Here is a 21,265-nt window from a genome sequence, read left to right as displayed (position 1 = left end):
GAGGATCTTTGCGTGAGATATAAAGTAAGGTTATACTCATGCAGCATTTCAAAAAATTATTAGCAATAGAAAACTCAACATTAGCTCAGGTATTGCGGTATAGTCTGCATGGATTGGAGGCGACGCTGAAAAAGGCGCAAGCAGAATATCCGCATGATGCTGGTGCTGATGTGTGTGATGAGGTGCTGCGTGAGATTCACTATCTGTTACAGGTAAAGGAGGAAGTGAAGGAAGAAAAGCAGGAACAAGTAATTGCTTTTACACCACCTCCCACTACATCAAAACTAGATTATCTCCGCGCTGCATTTGATTCTGACTCAGAACTCAGTTTTTATTTAGGAGAATCACCGTTATATAGTGAAACAGATGCTGATTTATGGCACGAAATCCACCGCAAACTGTTGCGAGTTCCTGAAGATTTGGCGGAATTTTGGCGACAACGGGCTTTAGAATTAGTGCAAGAAGTGGGTGCGATCGCAGATAATTCGCGACTCTATCATTTACCCTTCATCAGAGACGAAATTATCTACCCTGGACTAAGTGGAACTGTTATTTCTCCTGGATTATGCTTATCTCACAAAGCCTTTGAACAGACAAATATTATTTCAGAATATGCTTCAGAAGAATTAACTTTACTCGCAGGTTTTCTAGTTTTATTCATTAAATTTATTGAAATTGAACCAGAGTTATATCATGCTCTAAAAAGTGTATTTAGCTTTGATGTCATCCCATTATCTTCTCAACCAGAACAAAAAACACAATATATTGAAGCATTAACAGATCGTTTCCAGCGCACCAAAAAAGCCGAAGAAATAGCCGATCCATTGTTAATTTTACGCGCTTGGATTGACATGGATGAAGCCATACATTCCTTAACATTTGTCCCCCCAGCCGAACGTTATTCCTGGTGGGGTAAACTGCAACAAGAATCACGCCGCGCTTTAAAGAAAATTGTGGCGATCGCCACTAATGCCGGTTACGAAGTACGCATCCGTCAACTCACAGGAATTTATGCTGACATTTGTGCATTAACCAAAGATGATTTACAACTAGACTGCGGCGGAATCCCAGGCGAAGTTTTAACCTGTCTACGAGTCTATGCCAAAATTAACAACGAAGAAATTCCCGGACGCGTTATCTTTCGTTCATCACGCTAGAAAAACTGATTTCTACTATCAGGAGTCATAAGTATGAAAGGTTATATCCAAGGACGCAATATTATTTTATTAGAAAATTTACCAGACTCTTTCCAAGAAGGGGATGAGGTAGAATTGGTGATTACTCCAGCAACTCAAAGCAATAATTCTTTATCTAAACCAATATCTATTTTAGGACAAAAACTGCGTCAAATTCGTCAAGAGATTGTTGACTCTGGTATTCCTTTACTCAATGCAGAAGAAGTTGAGAGAGAAAAAGCAGAACGCAGAGGTGGCTATCAAGGAGACGATGAATGATTCGCACTTTTCTTGATTCAGGAGTCTTAATTTATGCAGCTAGAGGTGTAGGTTCAATTGCTGAAAAAGCCTTAGAAATTATCGAAGATCCTCAGCGTGATTTTGCCTCTAGTATCTTTCTTAAATTTGAGGTTCTTCCAAAAGCGATTTACAATCAACAAGTCAGTGAAATTAAATTTTATGAAGTCTTTTTTGATTCAGTAACTTACTGGGCTAATGATATTGATCAGATTATTCAAAGAGCCTATCAACAAGCAAGTCAGTCAGGTTTAGGAGTCATGGATGCACTTCACATAGCAGCAGCTATCTCTGTAGGAGCTACAGAGTTTATCACTAATGAAAAACCCGAAAAATCAATTCATCGAACTAAAAGCATCAAGGTTATTTCTATATATCCTCTGTAAAACTTTGCGTTCCTTCGCGTTAACCTTTGCTCTCCTCTGCGTTTAAAAAATTACTCTCCACCCCCAGCAACCAAAGGTAAAATAAACGCCGCCACAATTCCCAGCAACACAATTACCTCCACAACCCTCAAAACCAAATTATTTCCTATCCCAAAATTACCCCACCAATCACGTAAACCACGCAACCAATTACTAGGAGTATCTTCAGGACGCACCTGCAATAAAAACATCGAAACTAATAAAGGGACACCACCCACCTTACTAGACATCAAAACATGAATAGCCACACAAACAATCATCACCCCCCAACTAAGCAAATGCAGATAATACCAACTGTGATCTAACTCTCCTGTCGGTAGCCATTCCTCCTGCATCATTCTGCCAGAAATCAACGCGAACACAGAAGCTATCAACATCAGAGTATTAGTGATTCTCTGCAAACTTACCCACCAAATCGGCCTACCAATCTCAGTTAACTTTTGTAAAGAATCTGGCTGTAATAGTTTTTTACTTCCCGCATGAAAACTATAAAGCGCGATCGCCGGAAACACAACCAAGAAAAAAACTGCAAATGTCCCGTGAATATCGATAATGGCATCGATGCGAGGAATCAGGATTTTACCGAATCTGCCATCGAATGTATTGTAAACTAAAAATCCCGTAATGATGGCAGCGATCGCTAAAATGCCACTGACACCATGCAGAATCCTCAACAATAAAGGTTGATAGGGAGCAGAACGAGACATAGTAATTAAATCTGTATAAAATTAATTTATATTATAAAATTATTTGATTATTTGTAAATATATGCTTAAAAGTCCTCTCCGCTATCCTGGCGGTAAATCAAAAGCTATCAATCAGATAGTTGAATACCTACCAGAAAGTTTTGCAGAATTTCGTGAACCATTTATAGGCGGTGGATCAGTCTTTATTTACTTAAAGCAAAAGTTTCCTGATTTAAAGTTTTGGATTAATGATTTAAATCAAGAGCTATTTCTATTCTGGGAAATTGCCCAGACTGATATATCTCAATTAGTTCAAGAAGTACATTATATCAAAAATAAATATACAGATGGTAAATTACTATTCACAGAATTAACGAGTGTTGAGGTTAATAGTCTATCTGATTTAGAAAGAGCCGTCCGATTTTTCGTACTCAATAGAATTACCTTCAGTGGAACTGTAGAATCAGGGGGATTTTCTCAAGAAGCTTTTCATAAAAGGTTTACATACTCTTCTATAGAACGATTGGGAAAATTAGAAACTATTTTAACTAAAGATATTCAAATTACTAATTTAGATTACAGCGAATTAATAAATGCAGAAGGCGAAAATGTGTTTTTATTTTTAGATCCACCATATTTTAGTGCAACTAAATCTAAACTTTATGGTAAAAATGGAGATTTACATACATCTTTCGACCATCATAGATTTGCTAAATCATTACAAAATTGCCCCCATCAATGGTTAATTACTTACGATGATTCACCGCAAATCAGGGAAAACTTTAAATATGCGAATATCTACGAATGGGAATTACAATATGGCATGAATAACTATAACCAAGGAAGAGCAGCAAAAGGCAAAGAGTTATTCATCACTAACTACGAAATTAATTTTAATGGCGAGAAAAAAATCAATCAAAATCGTCTTACCAATTCTGCTTTGCAGTTGCAAATTAATATTTTGACTTAACTTTAATCCCGTCCAATTTTCCGGTACGATAACTGCGATACACAATTAATGTAATTATCCCCAACAGTTATCAATTTAATATGACAACTTCTGCTGCTGCACCTGCCTCCACCGAACCCTATCTGATCCTACAACAGTTAATCGATGGTCAATCCCTCAGTCGCGCCCAAGCTGCCGAGTTAATGCAAGGTTGGCTGATTGAAGCCGTCCCCCCAGAGTTATCCGGCGCAATCTTAACCGCACTCAACTTTAAAGGCGTATCCGCCGACGAACTCACCGGTATGGCGGAAGTCTTACAATCTCAATCTAAATCGGGGAGTGGGGAGTCGGGAGTGGGCAGTGGGGAAAAATCTTACCCATTCCCCATAGTTGATACTTGTGGTACTGGTGGAGATGGTTCTTCCACTTTCAACATTTCTACAGCTGTGGCTTTTGTGGTGGCTGCTTATGGTGTACCTGTAGCCAAACATGGTAATCGTTCCGCATCTAGTTTGACGGGTAGTGCTGATGTCTTAGAAGCATTAGGTGTAAATTTGACTGCTCCCAGCGAAAAAGTCCAAGCCGCACTGCAAGAAGTCGGGATCACTTTCTTATTTGCCCCTGGCTGGCATCCTGCACTCAAAGCAGTGGCACAATTACGCCGGACTTTAAGAATTCGCACAGTGTTTAACTTGCTTGGCCCCTTGGTAAATCCCTTGCGCCCGACTGGGCAAGTGGTAGGGTTATTTACACCGAAACTTCTAGAAACTGTTGCTCAAGCATTACATAATTTAGGCAAAGAAAAGGCGATTGTTTTACACGGACGAGAAAGACTTGATGAGGCTGGGTTAGGCGATTTAACTGACTTAGCAGTGTTATCTGGCGGTGAAGTCAAGTTGACTACAGTCAATCCCCAGGAAGTAGGTGTCACACCAGCACCCATTACAGCCCTCAAAGGTGGCCATGTCCAAGAAAACGCTGTGATTTTAAAAGCGGTGCTACAAGGTAAAGGCACTCAGGCACAACAAGATGCTGTAGCCCTTAATGCTTCCTTAGCACTACAGGTGGCGGGTGCAATTCCATTGTTGGATCATGCCCAAGGTGTAACAGTTGCTAAGGAGATCCTACAGACTGGTACTGCCTGGACAAAGTTGGAACAGTTAGTTGAATTCCTTCAGAGTTAGCCTCGGCGTGCGATTGGGGACGGAACTCTACCACGTTGCGTTTAATGGTGACATCATAATTACCAAAAAAGTCGTGTCCCAGCAGCCCAGTCTCCAGTTCTGTCCCCGCGATCGCCACCGGGACGCGATTCACTCTCACACCCCCCAAAGTCATCGAATCCACATAACCAATCGGAAATTCCACAGCTTTAGAACTAGCCGTGTTAGCTCTAGCTTTTCCCACAGGGATAACTCCCAATTCACTGGCCATTTGCTGAGTAATCACAGTCCCACTGGCCCCGGTATCCACAATCATGTCAAATTGCTGTCTGCCATTAAAAGTCACAGACACCACAGGCGTACCCCCAACCCGTCGTTTAATTGGGGCAACATATACTTTCTCCGGAGTGATTGCTGCTGATAACCCAAAAGTGCTTGGTTCTGGAGGTATTTCCGTCGTTCCCGGTGGAGGCACAGGAATAATAAATCTAGATTGAGGAGTTGAATTGGCAGGCGCGCTTGAGGATGGACGGACAACAGCCACGCTTTTCTTTTGAGATGCTACAACTACCGATCTAGGCGCAGGACGAGCCACAGTATTAGCTTGCCGAATTGCCAACTTCATCTGGCGATCATACTCAGAAATTTTCGTTTGGGCGATCGCAAACTCTGAACTTTCTTTATCCACTTTCTGCATCAGAGCGATCGCATCATGATACTGACTTGCCACCAAATACCAATCATCTGGCGATTGCGCCGATTGACTGATACTTGTCGCACCTGCGGCTTTATCTAGTCCCAGTTCAAACGTACTGGGTTCCATTACCGATGGCAGGTCTGTTGATGTTGCGATATCTGGTGCTGGCGTAGTTTCAACTGAAGATTGTACTACTGCTAAATCATCAGTCACTACAGACTGTTGATTGCGGAGAATAGCCGTCTTTGGTTTACCTCCACTACAACCAACACTCACAACTGCGATCGCACCAGAGAGAACAATTAGGGTTGCACGAGAAAAAAAGGGCTGAAGCATAATTAATTTCGATTTTAACTGTCCCAGGACTCCTGCCACCGATTCCCATTGTAGATTTAATTTCCCAATGAAGAATTTAAAACCCAGAATTTCCGAATCACTTCTTCATTTTAATTTTTAATTAATTTCCTTGGTAACGTTTAATTTGCCAACTCATGGGATAATTAACAGTCGCAGTATTAACTAAATTGGGGACTAAAGACTGCTCACTGCTAACAAGGGACTAGGAAGAAGCAGGGGAGCAGAGGGGCAGAGGAGCAGGGGAGTAGGGGAAGATGTAGCTTGCTTCTCTTACGATGGCGTAAGCCTACCCGTAGGGTGGGAGTGAGGGGAGACAAGGTAGACAAGGTAGAATTTTTACCCAGTCCCCAATCCCCAATCCCCAGTCCCCAATCCCCAGTCCCCAATCCCCAATCCCCAATCCCCAATCCCCATTTATCGCTTATGCCCCTGTCTGACGCAATACCTGCTCTACTTGTCCTAGCAGATGGAACAGCTTACCGTGGTTGGTCTTTCGGTGCGACGGGAACCACCATTGGCGAAGTAGTCTTTAACACTGGTATGACTGGATACCAAGAAGTCTTAACCGACCCTAGTTACTGCGGTCAAATTGTCGTGTTCACCTATCCAGAATTGGGGAACACAGGCGTGAATCCAGAAGACGAAGAATCGACAAGACCCCAAGTCCGGGGTGCGATCGCCCGTAATATTTGTCATCAACCCAGTAACTGGCGATCGGTACAATCCTTACCTGAATACCTCAAACAGTACCAAATACCAGGGATCTACGGTATAGATACCCGCGCCCTTACCCGCAAAATTCGGATGTACGGAGCCATGAACGGTGGTATCTCTACAGAAATCTTGGATGAGGCAGAGTTGTTAGAGCAGGTACTAGCAGCTCCCAACATGGCAGGCCTAAATTTAGTGCGGGAAGTCACCACTCCCCAAGTTTACGAATGGTCAGATCCCACAATCCCAGCCTGGGAATTCAATTCAGAAGCTACGGCCAATCATCAGGAATCCTTGACTGTTGTCGCCCTTGACTTTGGCGTAAAACGCAATATATTACGCCGCTTGGCTAGTTATGGCTGTCGCGTAATTGTTGTACCTGCCGATACACCAGCAGCAGAAATTCTCAAATACAATCCAGATGGTATCTTCCTTTCTAACGGGCCAGGCGATCCAGCCGCAGTTGCCGAAGGTATTGCCACAGCCAAAGCCCTGCTTACCAGTGAAAAACCCATTTTTGGTATTTGTATGGGACACCAAATTTTGGGTCACGCACTAGGAGCAGAAACCTTCAAGCTGAAATTTGGCCATCGGGGTTTAAATCAGCCAGCTGGGTTACAACAAAAGGTAGAAATTACCAGCCAAAACCACAGCTTCGCGATCAATCCCGATTCTTTACCGGATACAGTTGTGGAAATTAGCCACCTCAACTTGAACGATCGCACCGTAGCCGGGTTAAGGCACAAATCCCTGCCCATCTTCTCAGTGCAGTACCACCCAGAAGCCAGTCCCGGCCCTCACGACGCTGATTACTTGTTTGAGCAGTTTGTCCAAGCCATGCAAACCGCACGTCAAGCAACTACAGCCGAAGTGAGTTAAAAAAGGGATTGGGAACTAGGGACTAGGGACTAGGGACTGGGAACTAAAGTTAGGGGAGACAAGGAAGCAGAAGGGGAAATCCAATCCCCAGTACCCAATCTCCAATCCCCAGTACCCAATCCCCAATCCCCAACCCCCACTAACCCAACAGGCTGTAGACAACAACCCTAAAAACCATCTATACTTGAGCGTTTACTTTAACCATGAGGAGGGAATTATTGCTGAACCACTGAATCTAACCGTCAGCCTGAGAGGTACTCGTGAAGCACGGGATAATTATCAGCTATTCCGCCTCACAGGTTTGTTAGATGCCTTTTCTGAACCGACGTTTCGCAAGGTTCTTGGCACAAAAATTGAAGAAGGCCCAAAGCATATTATTCTGGATCTTTCGCAAATTGACTTTGTTGATAGCTCTGGCTTAGGTGCTTTGGTGCAGCTAGCCAAGCAAGCTCAAAATGCCACCGGAACCTTGCAAATTGTCACCAACGCCCGTGTAACTCAAACGGTCAAGCTTGTGCGCTTAGAGAAGTTTCTCTCGCTGCAAACCTCTGTTGAAGCAGCTCTAGACAACATCAAGGAGTCTTGATCGCTTGGCCAAATTCAACTATTAAGCTATCTGAATGTTTGGTCGGCATAGCTTAAGTCTACAAACAGGATGGCAACAACCTCTCTCCTTGGGGGAGAGGTAAAAGCCACCAAAATCTATAAAAATTTGGTAAAGCTATACTTTGCCGATAGAGTATTTTAAATTTATAAATAATTTTTTTAGCCCAACTGACAATCAAAAAGATAAAATTTAGTAAATAATTCTGATAGTGTTAATTATGCTGGGTATAAAAACACAGCATAGTTTGAGGAAATCATCATCTATTGTAAATATGCCTCCCAAATTTAGCGCATTAAGGAATATCTAACTGGTGAATTCAAAGGAGGAAGAGTTATTAGAGAGACAAGATGAAGATCCCCTGATAGATCAGTCTTGGCATCAATCACTCTTGGCAAATACAGCGCAACTAACACAACAAATTTCCCAGGCGCAAATACAACAGATCTCCCCTGCCGCTTTAGCCTATGTAGGGGATGCAATTTATGAACTTCATGCTAGAATGTATTACCTGCTACCGCTAAAGAAGCCAGAAGCTTATCATAGATTGGTAGTAGCACAGGTAAGGGCAGAAACCCAGGCGCTACATTTGCGATCGCTAACTCCTTACTTGCTCCCAAACGAATTAGAAATTGTCCGCCGGGGCCGTAATGCCGCCACAGGACGACCTAAGCGGGTTAACCCCGAAATATATCAACAGGCGACAAGTTTAGAAACTTTAATTGGCTACCTGTATCTCACTAATTTCCCACGCTTAACCGAACTGTTGCAAAAAATCCATCTAGAGACATAATTAAACGGTTTTATCTCCATGATCGGACAATCAGTACATTGAGGTTCAGTAAGTTCAGAAATTGGGCTGTTTACCCATGCGTTATACCCAAAACTTTTATGACTAATAAAGCTAGAAAAATCAAGACTGCTGGCGAACCAAAACGTGGCCCAGCCCTGAAAATCAAGGGCAAGCGCGTACTTCCTAATCCTGTACGTCGTGCCAAACATGGTGAGAGTGACTCTGTTTCTAATCACCCACGTCCACGCCGTCAAGTTTCTGTTGCGCCCCCATTGCCAACGCCCACAGAAGATAACGACATTATCTATGGTCGGCATCCAGTATTAAGTGCCTTGGAAAATCAGCGCAATTTGAACCGCATCTGGATCACCTCCCGTCTGCGCTATGATCCCAGATTTCACAACTTGGTTCTGCGGGCGAAAGAAAATGGCACAGTTATTGACGAGGTAGAACCCAAGCGCCTAGACCAAATCACAGACCAAGCCAATCACCAAGGCATCGCCGCCCAAATTGCGCCCTATAGCTACATCGAGTTACATGAGCTAATTGACCAAGCAAAATCAGTCACTGATCCTGTAATTGTCGTCGCTGATGGCATTACCGACCCCCATAATTTAGGGGCAATTATTCGCACAGCCGAAGCTATAGGCGCTCAAGGCTTGGTAATTCCCCAAAGACGAGCATCGGGAATCACTTCCACAGTCATGAAAGTAGCAGCAGGTGCTTTAGAAAACTTCCCTGTCGCCAGAGTAGTTAACCTCAGCCGTGCCTTAGAAGAATTGAAAGAGGCCGGCTTTTGGATTTATGGGACGGCGGCAGATGGTAGCGAACCCATACACACCGTTAGCTTCCGGGGGCCTATTGTTTTAGTCATCGGTTCCGAAGGCGAAGGTCTGAGTATGTTGACACAGCGATCCTGTGATGTGTTGGTATCAATTCCTCTGCTGGGTAAGACCCCTAGCCTAAATGCCTCTGTAGCATCGGGTATGGCACTGTACGAGATTTTTCGCCAACGTGCTGTTAACACTTTATACCTAGATAAATTACCAAAACCTCTTTGAAAATATCGAGTAAAAGAGTATAAAGAAATGTAACAAGAACAAACAGCAACAAAAATCATTTAACATTCAGTACCACTTTGATCAACTTGGCGGCAACCATGAAAACAATTTGGCAAAACCTGAAGGAAGCTTTAATTAATACTTTCAATACCTTTGGCTTGGCTTGGTGGGTAGAGATTGAAACTCAAAACCCCCGTTGCACCTACTATTTTGGGCCATTTCTCAGTTCTACTGATGCCAAAGTAGCAATCAAAGGCTACGTGGAAGATTTAGAAGCGGAAGGAGCGCAAGGAATCTTAGTAAACGTCAAGCGTTGTAAGCCAGATGATTTGACCATTGCTGATGACCTGGGGGAACGTTTTGACCGCAAAGTAACGCCTGCCTTTGGCGGTCAGATGTAAGTTAGGCAATTAGTCAATAGTCATTAGTCAATAGTTTATGATTTTGGACTTTTGACTGTGGACTATGAACTATTTATGACTTGGGGATGCTTGACTAACCAATGGTCAATATCACTCAGCACCTGCTCGGGTATTTCCCAAGGAAACAGATGGGCTGTGTTGGGGTAGCATCGCCAATGGCTATTTTTGAGATGTTGAGCAGTTTCTAAACTTGATTCAGCCGTAATGTGGCGGTCTTGATCCCCAGCCATCACCAGACTAGGACAATTAATTTGTTTTAGATCTTCCAGTCGGTTATATCCTGAACGTATAGCACTGTACAGAGCGCGAGTAGCAGCAGTAGAAGTTTTTAAATAGGCGGGTACTGCTTCTTTAGCAATATAACTATAGGCTGTGGGTGTATGTTGTTGGATGAGGTGACGAAATAGCGATCGCTTACCAAAAGTCTCAATATTCCAACCCCAACTCGGTTTGACATAGTTCAACAGCGCCGCTACACCCGTATAAAGATTATCCTGCCAAGTAATTGGGGGATGATTCCCACGAGGTCGCGCGGCTGTTGCTACTAAAATTAAACCCGTGACACGTTGTGGTAGACGCAACGCCAATTCCATCGCCAGAATCCCACCCAATGACCATCCCAGTACCAAACATTTTTCCATCTGAAAACGGTCTAAAAGGGCTTCTAAGTCGGTTAAATGATCCTGCATGGTAAAACTGTCATTAAAGCGACTTTTGCCGTATCCACGTAAATCTGGGGCATAAGTTTGAAAGCGTTGTGATAAGTGATTAGTAAAAACAGAAAGGCTCCGACCACAACCAGGATGACCATGTAATGCCAAAATCGGAAATCCTTGACCTTGAATATCAAGTTTGAGGTTGGTAGGCTTTGCAAACATATGGTTCATTGTGTGCAGTGGTTGGCGAAAATGATGTAATTTCTCTAGCATCAATAAAAATAGTTATTTTTTTAGGTAAACTCTTTGAAAAAATAAAACTATAGATAGATAAATTATATGAAATCAACCAAAAAATGGTGTTGAAATTAACCAAAATATCTATAAAAAGTTTGAATGTAATTTTTGGGCAACTATATATTATAGAGTTGTAGAAATGAGGCTAAAAATCCTATGACACCGAAAATTGTACCTGAACTGGATGAAGTAGTTGAAGGTCTTGGTGTTCCTGGTATTGCTGCCATTGTTCTTTTACCTGTGCTGGTTCCGGCAGTAGGAGGCTTTGGCAAATCCCTAACTAAAGCTACTATCAAAGGTGGAATTGTCCTTTATGAAAAGGGTAAAGGAGTAGTTGCCGAAGTTGGTGAAAAATTTGAAGATATTGTTGCTGAAGCCAAAGCTGAATTAGCTGAATCACAGATGCAAAATGTAGAGCATGGCGCAGTGGAAGGAGAAAGTAAATAATTGTGTGAACAATCGAATAAAAATTTTGAGGGTGGTGTAGATATCCATCCTTTTTTGTGTTTTTTAACTCAAAATTATAGCAGGGGACAGGGGATAAGGGATAGGTGACAGGTGACAGGTGGCAGGTGCGTCAGTGTGGTAGAACCTAACTACACTCAGAAATTATTCATACTGACGCTTACTCATTACTCATTACTTATTACTTATTACTTACTACTCATTACTCATTTAATTTTTGGTGTTCCCTAAATCGTCTGAGATTACTTAACTGATAGTTCTTGATATCCCCCAGCATAAGTAATGACACATATTTGTCTGTATGTGGCGTGAATACCAAAAGCGACTCCGGTGACTTGAAAGTTAGGATTAAAAATATTGGTACGATGACCCCGCGATCGCACGCCATCATCAATAATTAACTGCATAATAATATCTTGGGCAGTGTGAGAACCGTAGCTGATGTTTTCTCCGGCTGTGACTTGCCAATCACCGTAGCGACTCATCCGAGTCAAGGGATTGCTACCATCACTACCATCATGACCTGTAGCACCTGTTTTACCTTGGTCTTTAACGTGATCCCTAGCAGCTAAAGACATACCTTGAGAGATACTTAATGATCCCACAGCATGGGTTGATTTAAGAAAAGCGATCGCCTCATTTACTGCTGTTACTCCTTCTTGGGTTTGCAAATAAACATGATCAGCCAGTTTGACTTGATTACCCTGAAAACGCCGACGATAATTTTCTAAGATTGGTAAGTATGTGCGGGGATTTGTCCGTACTTTGTTCATCTCCTCTACCACTTGTTTTTCTAAGGCTGAGAGAGGGTTTGGCTGTGTCAATTTTTCAGCACCGTTTGGCGGTAAATCCGGGATAAATCTCCACAATTGTAGTCTTTGCTTAAGTAATTTCATAACTGGGAGCTAATCATCAAGATATATCTAGCTCCAAAGCCTAAGCCAAATATTTCGGAATGATTGGGGAGCAGGGGAGCAGAGGAAGCAGAGGAGCAGAGGAGAAAAACTAATAACTCTTGCCTATTGCCTATTGCAAGAGTGCCTATTGCCTATTTTTCTTGATACCCACCAGCATAGGTAATCACACATATTGTTCTATAAACCTTGTGACTACCATAGGCAACACCAGCAATTTGAAATGCTGGGTTAAAAATATTGGTGCGATGACCGCGTGATGGCACACCATCATCAATAATTAATTGCATAACAATATCTTGGGCGGTGTTGGGGCCATAACTGATGTTTTCGCCAACAGTTTTTTGCCATTTACCGTAACGGTTGATGCGAGTGGAGGGGTTGCTACCATCGCTACCATTATGGCCAGTTAAACCTTTTGTTCCCTGATCTTTGATATGATCTCTAGCACCCCAAGACATCCCCTTGGATATTTTTAATGTTCCTACAGGACGGGCTGATTTCAGAAAAGCGATCGCTTCATCAACAGCTTTAATCCCTTCTTGTGTGATGAGATAGGAATTACTGGAAAGTTTTACTCGGTTGCCTTGAAAGCGTTTTCGATAATTTTCTATGATGGGAATGTATGTTTTGGGGTTTATCCTGACTTTGTTCATTTCTTGAATCACCTGTTGTTCTAAAGGTGAAAGGTAATTTGCTTGTGCTAACAAAGTTGGAGTGTCTGTTGCAACTACTTCTAAAGGAGTTTGTGCGACAGTAACATGAGATATTACCAAAGGAGAGGCAAAAATAGTAACGATACTACTAGCTATGAATACGTAAAATTTTGAGCGTTGCATAACTACATTAAAATTTTATACTTAGAGACTATTTTGCTGAATATGTTGCTTTTTCTAGCTTTTCGCAAAAAAATTTTATCGCTTACATCAAATATTGTAGTATTTAATACTGTAGCTGTAAATAGCTACCAGGAGTGCAAAGTTTAAATGATACTTGCAATTAAATTTAAAATTGATTAATTAAAGAGATTTTAGAAATTAAATGTCAGATTTAAAATAGGCGCTTTATGATACTTGTAAGCGAAAGACAAATATCAAAAACTTCATTGATAAATATTTAAAGTAAAACGCAATTAGAAAATTATTGGCAGTAAAATATTGGAATTATCTATCTTTATGTACTTTTTAGAAAAAATGTCATATATTTAACTTTTAAACAAGAATAAATAAAAACATGAATATATTTACTGATAATATAGTAATTAAACAAGAATAATTACTTACTTCGTCGCATAACCCCATACTTAATAAACAACTTCATTATCCTAGAATAGGAATAAATAGAATTACTTAATCTACCACTAGAAGTTTGTCAAAAGATTCAAGCATTCTCAAAATTAGCATAACTTTAAACCCCTAGTAATAATGTTAAATCGATTAAAAATTGGCTCTAAAATTGGAGCAGGTTTTGCCTTAAGTATAGTGATTCTGAGTACAATAGGATTCATTGCTTACAAAAGTACCAAAGAATTAATAACAACTTCAGATAATGAAAAACGTACATATCAGGTAATCAGCCAGTTAGAATCCGTCAGTGTGCAATTAACTGAAGCTGAGACTGGACAAAGGGGCTACATCATTACCGGAGAGCCACGCTATCTGGAGCCTTATTTAGCTGCTATCAGAGTGTTAGATAACAAAATCACAGAACTGCAAAAATTAACGGTAGATAATCCTAATCAAAAGCTGTTGCTAGAGAAGTTACTACCATTGATTGATGAGAGAAGAACTATCTTAAAAGAGGTGATTAATTTACGGCAGCAGCAGGGTTTTGCAGTAGCTCAAAAAGCCATGCTAACTGATAGAGGTAGGGAACTGATGGAGCAAATCAGGAACCTGAGCCGGGAAATGAAATCTGAGGAATTGAGGCGACTAGAGCAACAAACCATTTTAGCTCAAGCAGCTGCTAATAGAACGATCGCTAGCATTATTTACAGTATTCCTTTGCTATCTGTTATCTTGGCTGTGATCGGATACTTTCTTACCAGACATATCTCAACACCACTCAAAGGAATTTCAGATGCAGCCGAAAAAATGGCTAGTGGAGATTTAGCAGTTAGTTTACCAAACAGCGATCGCCTAGATGAAATTGGTGTCCTAACACGCACCTTTAACCAAATGGTGTCTAATCTGCGAATTACAACGCAAAAAAACGAAGGGCAAAATTGGCTCAAGTCCAACTTAGCTGAATTTACCCAAATTCTCCAAGGACAGCGTAACCTCGAAAGTGTATCTCGGTTGATTTTATCAAAACTCACGCCATTGGTGGGCGCACAACAAAGCGTATTTTACTTAATGGATGAAATCAATCAAGAGCCTGTACTGAAATTAACGAGTAGCTATGCTGGCAATGAGCGCCGAAAGCAAGCTAACCAGCTGCATTTAGGGGAAGGATTAGTAGGACAGTGTGCCTTAGAACAACAGAGAATTATAGTAACAGATGTTCCTAGTAATTACATACCCATCAATTCTGGATTAGGGGAAGCTTTACCTCTCAACATTATTGTATTCCCCATATTATTTGAAAATCGCATCATGGCTGTGATAGAACTTACCTCTTTCCATCAGTTTAGTGAGTTGCAATTGACATTTCTAGAACAGTTTAGTGAAATTCTGGGTGTATTTTTAAATGGTATTGCTGCTAACTTACAAACTCAGCAATTATTGGCAGAATCTGTAGCTTTAGCAGATGAACTTAAAGAAAGCAATCAACTCTTAGAACAGCAAACACATGAGCTAGAAACATCAGAATTACTCCTGAAACAGCAGCAAGAGGAGTTACAACAATCTAATGAAGAATTACAGCAACTCAATGAAGAGCTTGAAGAGAAAGCCGAATTATTAGAAGTACAAAATCGAGAAGTTGCTCATAAAAATCAGGAGCTTGAGCAAGCTAGGCAATCTTTAGAGGAAAAAGCAGGGCAATTAGCTTTATCTTCCAAATACAAGTCAGAATTTCTTGCCAATATGTCCCATGAGTTACGCACACCACTTAATAGCTTGTTGATTTTAGCCAAGTTATTGGCAGATAACTCTGGAGGTAATTTAACTACCAAGCAGATCGAGTACAGCCAGACAATCTATTCAGCAGGTAATGATTTACTAGAATTAATCAATGATATTCTAGACCTAGCAAAAATTGAATCGGGAACTCTATCGATAGAGTTAGATCAAATAAATTTTATAGAGTTACATAATTATATAGAACAGAATTTCCGGCAATTTGCCCAGAATAAAGGATTAAGTTTTGCTATTGAACTAGACGAGAATTTACCCCCATTCATTGTGAATGATGGCAAACGCTTGCAACAAATTTTGAAAAATCTGTTGGCAAATGCTTTTAAATTTACTGAGCAAGGGGGTGTAACTTTAAATATTAATCAAGCCCCACTAAATGCCCATGATCAAAACAGCAATCCAATGATTGCTTTTGCTGTTAGAGATACAGGTATTGGCATTCCAACAGATAAACAGCAGATTATTTTTGAAGCCTTCCAACAAGCAGACGGTACAACCAGCCGTAAGTATGGAGGAACGGGTTTAGGCTTGTCAATTAGCCGCGAACTAGCACAAATGTTGGGTGGTAGCCTAGAACTTGTCAGTCAACCAGAAAAGGGAAGTACCTTTACTCTCTACTTACCTCAGACATATTCAGGAGCTAAAACAACAGCAACTCAGCCATCAAATACCGCAGCAAAAATTGTCTATTCATCACCGCCAACTAGCTGTCAAGAAAACTTATTAGCAGCCCCTATCGGTAATTTACTTCCCACTAATGCCGTTAATGAAATTATCGATGATCGCCAAACAATTCAACCAGGGGAGCAAGTTTTACTGATTATTGAGGATGACGATAAATTTGCCCGCATCTTACTAGAAATGGCACAGCAACAGGGTTTTAAAGTAATTGTGGCTTTAGGAAGTAAACAAGGTTTAGCCTTAGCACAACAGTATCAGCCTGATGCTATAACTTTAGATATTCATTTGCCAGACATGGATGGGTGGACATTACTAGATCGTTTAAAGCATGATTCGAGAACTCGACACATCCCTGTGCATATACTGTCTGTGGATGAGAGAAAACAACGAGCTTTGCAACTAGGAGCAATCACTTACTTACAAAAACCCATCTCACCAAAAGTCATTAATCAAATATTGACGGAGACAAAAAGCTTTATTGAGCGTAAAGTGAAACATCTCTTAGTAATCGAAGACGATCACGTACAAGCGCAAAGTATTATTGCACTCATTGGTAACAGTGACGTGCAGAGTACAGCCGTGGATACGGGAACAGCCGCATTAGAGATTTTACGATCGCAGCACTTTGATTGTGTTGTTTTGGATTTGGGTTTGCCGGATATGACAGGTTTAGAACTAATTGAACAAATCAAGCAAGATCCTCAGCTTGTGAAACTACCAATCATTGTCTACACAGGCAAAGAAATCAGCCGCCAAGAAGAAACCCAACTCAGAAGACTAGCAGAATCAATTATTGTCAAAAATGTGCGATCGCCAGAACGGTTGTTAGATGAAACCGCCCTATTTTTGCATCGGGTACAGGCAACTTTACCCCAACAACAACGCCAGATACTAGAGCAACTACACCAAACCGATCCCATACTAGCTAATCGCAAAATTTTAATCATTGATGATGACTTACGAAATATTTTTGCGCTCACCAGCTTTTTAGAAAGCTATCAAATGGAAGTATTATTTGCTGAAAATGGTAGAGACGGTATTGAAACACTACAAGACAATTCTGACATTGATGCCGTATTAATGGACGTGATGATGCCAGAAATGGATGGCTACGAAGCTACACGTTATATCCGCCAGCAATCAAAGTTTCGGACACTACCCATTATTGCTTTAACAGCCAAAGCCATGCCAGGCGATCGCGAAAAGTGCATCGAAGCCGGTGCATCTGATTACATCACCAAACCCGTAGACACAGAGCAATTGCTGTCATTACTAAGGGTGTGGTTGTATCGATAGGCAATAGGCAATAGGCAATAGGCACATAGTTATTCTCCTCTGCTCCCCCTGCTCCCCCTGCTCCCCCATCTCCCCCTGCTCCCCACTCCCCACTCCCCACTATGATCCTGCCCAAACCCAGCTTAGAGGATATTGAAATCCAGTTGTTATTGGAAGGGTTGTACCAATACTACGGTTATGACTTTCGCAATTATGCTCTCTCTTCCCTGAAACGGCGCATTCATAGTTTTATGCGTGTGGAAGGTTTAGAGCATATTTCTGGGTTACAAGAAAAGTTATTACACGATCGCTCCTACTTGGAGAGGTTTTTGTTGAGTCTCACGGTGAATGTGACATCTATGTTCCGTGATCCTAGCTTTTATCTTGCCTTGAGAAAGCAAGTTGTACCAATACTGCGAACTTATCCTTTTATTCGCATTTGGCACGCTGGCTGTTCCACGGGAGAAGAGGTTTACTCGATGTCAATCTTACTACAGGAAGAAGGCCTGTATCACCGTTGTCGGATATATGCTACAGATACCAACGAAAAAGTTTTACAAAATGCCAAAAGTGGAATTTTTCCTTTAAAACTGATGCAGGATTATACTCAGCTTTACTTAAGAGCAGGTGGGAAACGTTCTTTTTCGGAATACTACACCGCAGCTTATGATCATGCAATTTTTCGGACTTCGTTACGAGAAAATGTGATTTTTGCTCAACATAATCTAGCCACTGATAGTTCTTTTAATGAGTTTAATGTGATTTTTTGTCGTAACGTTTTAATCTACTTCAATCAATTACTACAACAGCGAGTACATACACTGTTTCATAACAGTTTATGTAACTTTGGTATCCTGGGTTTAGGTAAGCAAGAGTCCCTCAGATTTACTCCTTATGAAAAATCTTATGAGGAGATAGCCAAGGGTGAAAAGCTCTACCGGAGGCTCAATTAGTGTCCTTTAAAATAGTAGTTATTGGTACTTCTTTAGGAGGTTTATGGGCGCTGCAAAAAATTTTAGGCAATTTACCTGCTGATTTTTTAGTGCCGATGGCGATCGTCCAACATCGTCATAAAGATTCTGATGATACTTTGATAGCACTGTTACAAGAATATAGTGCTTTACCAATTCAAGAAGTGGAAGATAAAGAAGAAATCCTCCCAGGACAGGTATATATAGCACCAGCAGATTATCATTTACTCGTTGAACCTGGTCATTTTGCTCTTTCTACCGATCAGCCTGTTTCCTATGCCAGACCATCAATAGATGTGTTATTTGAATCAGCAGCTGATGTCTATGGACAACAAGTCATTGGTTTAATATTAACAGGAGCAAATCAAGATGGTAAGCAAGGACTCAAAGCAGTCAAAGCACGGGGAGGTATTACTATCGTACAAGAGCCAACTACTGCTGAAAGTGCCATTATGCCAACAGCAGCAATTTCTGCGGTTGCCGTAGACTGGGTTGTGTCAGTTTTAGAAATTTCTCCTTTACTGGTAAAACTTTGTCATTCTATAGAGAACTGAACTCATGCAGCTGGAACCCAAAGTCAACATCCTCCTAGTGGATGATAAGTTGGAAAATTTGCTGGCACTGGAGGCGATTCTGGAGCGGCTGGGCGCAAATCTAGTCAGAGCCACTTCTGGAGAGGAGGCTTTGCGGTGTCTGTTGCATCAAGATTTTGCAGTCATTCTGTTGGATGTGCAAATGCCAGGGATGGATGGTTTTGAAACTGCCACCCTAATTCGCAATCGGGGGCGATCGCGTCAGACTCCCATTATCTTTTTAACGGCCTTTAGTACCAGCGACCAAATGCTATTTAAGGGCTATGCTTTAGGGGCAGTGGATTATCTCCTCAAACCCATAGACCCGAATATTCTCACTTCCAAAGTGACAGTATTTGTGGAATTGTTTAAGAAAACCCAAGCCGTCCAGCGTCAAGCGGCTCAACTCACGGCCATTAATGCGGAACTGAGGCAAAGTGAAGAGCGTTTCCGTTCCCTAAGTACCTGCTCACCTGTGGGAATTTTTGAAACCGATAATCAAGGACAATGTAAATATACCAATCCCCGTTATCAAGCCATTTGTGGTTTGAGTGCGGCTGAAAGTCTACAAACCAGATGGTTAGAATCAGTTCATCCCGAAGATAGAGAACGGGCGATCGCTAGTTGGTCTGAGTTTATTGACCAAGGTGGCGAATACTCAGCAGAATTTAGGTTTCTAACAACCAATGATAGTCTGCGGTGGGTGCGGGTACATTCCTCACCAATGCTGTCTAATCAAGGTGAATTACTGGGTTATGTTGGCACGATAGAAGACATCACTGATCGTAAACAAGCAGAAGAAATTCGCGCTCAAGTCATTCGTGAACAAACCGCCAGACAAGAAGCAGAAGCGGCAAATCGGATGAAAGATGAGTTTTTGGCGGTGCTTTCCCACGAACTCCGCACACCCTTAACAGCTATGCTGGGCTGGTCGAGAATTCTCCGTGCCAAAAAATTAGACGAAAAAGCCACAGCTCGCGCCTTGGAAGCCATCGAACGCAATGCCAATTCACAGGGGCAACTGATTGAAGATATTTTGGATGTCTCGCGGATTATCCGGGGTCAACTCCGCCTCAATCTCTGCGCTGTTAATCCGATCACAGTCATAGAAACTGCCTTAGATATAGTGCGTCCCCTGGCAGATAGCAAAGGAATTCAACTATATACTGCCCTTGATGCTACCCTGGGTTCAGTTTGTGGTGATCCGGCTCGGTTGCAACAAATTGTCTGGAATCTCCTCACCAATGCGATTAAATTCACGCCCAAAGGTGGGAAGGTAGAAATGAGATTAGAGGCTGTACACCAGGAACATCAAGTTGCCCAAGAACATCAAGCATCTGCCCTTGGTATTCCCCCGAATATTCCTACATCGTCTGTTTACGCTCAAATCCAAGTCATCGATACAGGAATTGGTATTGATCCCGACTTTCTCCCCAAAGTATTTGAACGTTTCCGACAAGCAGACAGCACCACAACGCGATCGCACAATGGCTTAGGATTAGGATTGGCGATCGTCAGACATTTAGTAGAGTTGCACGGCGGTACAATCACAGCAGATAGTCAAGGAGAAGGAACAGGGGCAACCTTTACTGTGCGTCTCCCACTGATGTATAGCAACATGAATACTACAGACATCAACCAGGAAAAATCATTGGATTCTGGCAATCATTCCACACCCTTGGAAGGGTTAAAAGTGCTAATTGTCGATGATGAAACCGATACCCGTAATTTTCTGGCCTTCTTGTTTGAGGAATACGGAGCAAATGTGAATGTTGCAGCCTCAGCTGATACCGCAATAGCACTGATTGCCCAATCACAACCGGATCTCCTCATTAGTGATATTGGGATGTCCGAAGCAGATGGTTATAGCTTCATCCGGCAATTGCGCTCTTTAGAAGCACAACAGGGAAGCAAAAATATTCCGGCGATCGCCTTAACAGCATATTCCCTTGAGGAAGACCGTCTACAAGCTATTCAAGCAGGATTTCAGCAACATCTATCTAAACCCGTTGATCCTCATAAATTGATTGCTGTGGTGACAAATCTTTTACACTTATCGCCCTCATTACCAGTTATCTGAACTACCTACGCACGTAGCCACCCAAAGGGAGGTTTCTGACTAGGCTTTATCTAAGAAG

The 21,265-nt window shown here is 41.8% G+C and carries 20 protein-coding genes; 15 read left to right on the top strand and 5 right to left on the bottom strand.

Annotated elements, in window-relative coordinates; translation table 11 throughout:
• Positions 1–38 precede the first annotated feature (38 nt).
• Genes NOS7524_RS15190 through NOS7524_RS15180 form a run of 3 tightly spaced genes read left to right on the top strand, consistent with a single transcriptional unit; the run spans position 39 to position 1,858 of the window.
• Positions 39–1,157: a hypothetical protein gene (locus NOS7524_RS15190; RefSeq protein ID WP_015139360.1), complete on the top strand. Its 1,119-nt coding sequence runs from the start codon at positions 39–41 to the stop codon at positions 1,155–1,157.
• Positions 1,158–1,190: 33 nt separating this feature from the next.
• A complete protein-coding gene (locus NOS7524_RS15185; protein ID WP_015139359.1) occupies positions 1,191–1,454 on the top strand; it encodes a hypothetical protein in 264 nt (87 codons plus the stop codon).
• Positions 1,451–1,858, top strand: a complete 408-nt coding sequence (locus NOS7524_RS15180) for a type II toxin-antitoxin system VapC family toxin (RefSeq protein WP_015139358.1) — start codon at positions 1,451–1,453, stop codon at positions 1,856–1,858. The genes NOS7524_RS15185 and NOS7524_RS15180 overlap by 4 nt, the downstream gene beginning before the upstream one ends.
• Positions 1,859–1,908: 50 nt before the next feature.
• On the opposite strand, the gene NOS7524_RS15175 is transcribed toward NOS7524_RS15180, so the two are convergent.
• Positions 1,909–2,604: a cytochrome b/b6 domain-containing protein gene (locus tag NOS7524_RS15175; RefSeq protein ID WP_015139357.1), complete on the bottom strand. Its 696-nt coding sequence runs from the start codon at positions 2,602–2,604 to the stop codon at positions 1,909–1,911.
• Positions 2,605–2,665: 61 nt separating this feature from the next.
• Here NOS7524_RS15175 and NOS7524_RS15170 point away from each other — a divergent pair, with 61 nt between their 5' ends.
• Positions 2,666–3,553: a DNA adenine methylase gene (locus NOS7524_RS15170; protein WP_015139356.1), complete on the top strand. Its 888-nt coding sequence runs from the start codon at positions 2,666–2,668 to the stop codon at positions 3,551–3,553.
• Positions 3,554–3,633: 80 nt separating this feature from the next.
• A complete protein-coding gene (trpD, locus tag NOS7524_RS15165) occupies positions 3,634–4,716 on the top strand; it encodes an anthranilate phosphoribosyltransferase (RefSeq protein ID WP_015139355.1) in 1,083 nt (360 codons plus the stop codon).
• Here the strand turns inward: trpD and NOS7524_RS15160 are convergent.
• Positions 4,646–5,728, bottom strand: coding sequence for a retropepsin-like aspartic protease family protein (locus NOS7524_RS15160; protein WP_041555340.1), 1,083 nt, complete (start codon positions 5,726–5,728; stop codon positions 4,646–4,648). The two genes, trpD and NOS7524_RS15160, sit on opposite strands and share 71 nt — an antisense overlap.
• Positions 5,729–6,172: 444 nt before the next feature.
• Here NOS7524_RS15160 and carA point away from each other — a divergent pair, with 444 nt between their 5' ends.
• The 5 genes from carA (at position 6,173) to NOS7524_RS15135 (ending at position 10,198) form a co-directional block, all read left to right on the top strand.
• Positions 6,173–7,339, top strand: coding sequence for a glutamine-hydrolyzing carbamoyl-phosphate synthase small subunit (gene carA, locus NOS7524_RS15155; protein WP_015139353.1), 1,167 nt, complete (start codon positions 6,173–6,175; stop codon positions 7,337–7,339).
• Positions 7,340–7,523: 184 nt separating this feature from the next.
• Positions 7,524–7,925, top strand: coding sequence for an STAS domain-containing protein (locus tag NOS7524_RS15150; RefSeq protein WP_015139352.1), 402 nt, complete (start codon positions 7,524–7,526; stop codon positions 7,923–7,925).
• A gap of 331 nt (positions 7,926–8,256) precedes the next feature.
• Positions 8,257–8,736, top strand: a complete 480-nt coding sequence (locus NOS7524_RS15145) for a Mini-ribonuclease 3 (RefSeq protein WP_015139351.1) — start codon at positions 8,257–8,259, stop codon at positions 8,734–8,736.
• Positions 8,737–8,834: 98 nt separating this feature from the next.
• Positions 8,835–9,797, top strand: coding sequence for a 23S rRNA (guanosine(2251)-2'-O)-methyltransferase RlmB (gene rlmB, locus NOS7524_RS15140; protein WP_015139350.1), 963 nt, complete (start codon positions 8,835–8,837; stop codon positions 9,795–9,797).
• A gap of 98 nt (positions 9,798–9,895) precedes the next feature.
• Positions 9,896–10,198, top strand: coding sequence for a DUF1816 domain-containing protein (locus NOS7524_RS15135; RefSeq protein ID WP_015139349.1), 303 nt, complete (start codon positions 9,896–9,898; stop codon positions 10,196–10,198).
• A 62-nt stretch (positions 10,199–10,260) separates the two neighbouring features.
• Here the strand turns inward: NOS7524_RS15135 and NOS7524_RS15130 are convergent, their stop codons facing one another.
• On the bottom strand, positions 10,261–11,106 hold the full coding sequence (locus NOS7524_RS15130) for an alpha/beta fold hydrolase (protein ID WP_041555793.1): 846 nt from the start codon (positions 11,104–11,106) through the stop codon (positions 10,261–10,263).
• A gap of 222 nt (positions 11,107–11,328) precedes the next feature.
• On the opposite strand from NOS7524_RS15130, the gene NOS7524_RS15125 reads away from it, so the two are divergent.
• Entirely contained in the window at positions 11,329–11,619 is a 291-nt protein-coding gene (locus NOS7524_RS15125) for a DUF5132 domain-containing protein (protein WP_015139347.1), read from the top strand.
• Between the two features lie 260 nt (positions 11,620–11,879).
• On the opposite strand, the gene NOS7524_RS15120 is transcribed toward NOS7524_RS15125, so the two are convergent.
• Both NOS7524_RS15120 and NOS7524_RS15115 read right to left on the bottom strand, forming a co-directional pair.
• Positions 11,880–12,533, bottom strand: coding sequence for a CAP domain-containing protein (locus NOS7524_RS15120; RefSeq protein WP_015139346.1), 654 nt, complete (start codon positions 12,531–12,533; stop codon positions 11,880–11,882).
• A gap of 152 nt (positions 12,534–12,685) precedes the next feature.
• On the bottom strand, positions 12,686–13,390 hold the full coding sequence (locus NOS7524_RS15115) for a CAP domain-containing protein (RefSeq protein WP_015139345.1): 705 nt from the start codon (positions 13,388–13,390) through the stop codon (positions 12,686–12,688).
• A 585-nt stretch (positions 13,391–13,975) separates the two neighbouring features.
• Here NOS7524_RS15115 and NOS7524_RS15110 point away from each other — a divergent pair.
• From NOS7524_RS15110 to NOS7524_RS15095, 4 genes are all read left to right on the top strand, one after another.
• Complete coding sequence (locus tag NOS7524_RS15110) at positions 13,976–17,605, top strand: response regulator (protein WP_015139344.1); 3,630 nt, start codon at positions 13,976–13,978, stop codon at positions 17,603–17,605.
• A 101-nt stretch (positions 17,606–17,706) separates the two neighbouring features.
• Positions 17,707–18,537, top strand: coding sequence for a CheR family methyltransferase (locus NOS7524_RS15105; protein WP_015139343.1), 831 nt, complete (start codon positions 17,707–17,709; stop codon positions 18,535–18,537).
• Positions 18,537–19,109, top strand: coding sequence for a chemotaxis protein CheB (locus NOS7524_RS15100; RefSeq protein WP_015139342.1), 573 nt, complete (start codon positions 18,537–18,539; stop codon positions 19,107–19,109). The genes NOS7524_RS15105 and NOS7524_RS15100 overlap by 1 nt, the downstream gene beginning before the upstream one ends.
• Before the next feature lie 4 nt (positions 19,110–19,113).
• Entirely contained in the window at positions 19,114–21,207 is a 2,094-nt protein-coding gene (locus tag NOS7524_RS15095; protein ID WP_015139341.1) for a response regulator, read from the top strand.
• Positions 21,208–21,265: the final 58 nt, after the last annotated feature.

It is taken from the genome of Nostoc sp. PCC 7524, assembly GCF_000316645.1.
Lineage (GTDB): Bacteria > Cyanobacteriota > Cyanobacteriia > Cyanobacteriales > Nostocaceae > Trichormus.
Note: the sequence above shows the minus strand (reverse complement) of the source record. Positions and strands in the feature narration are given on the sequence as shown.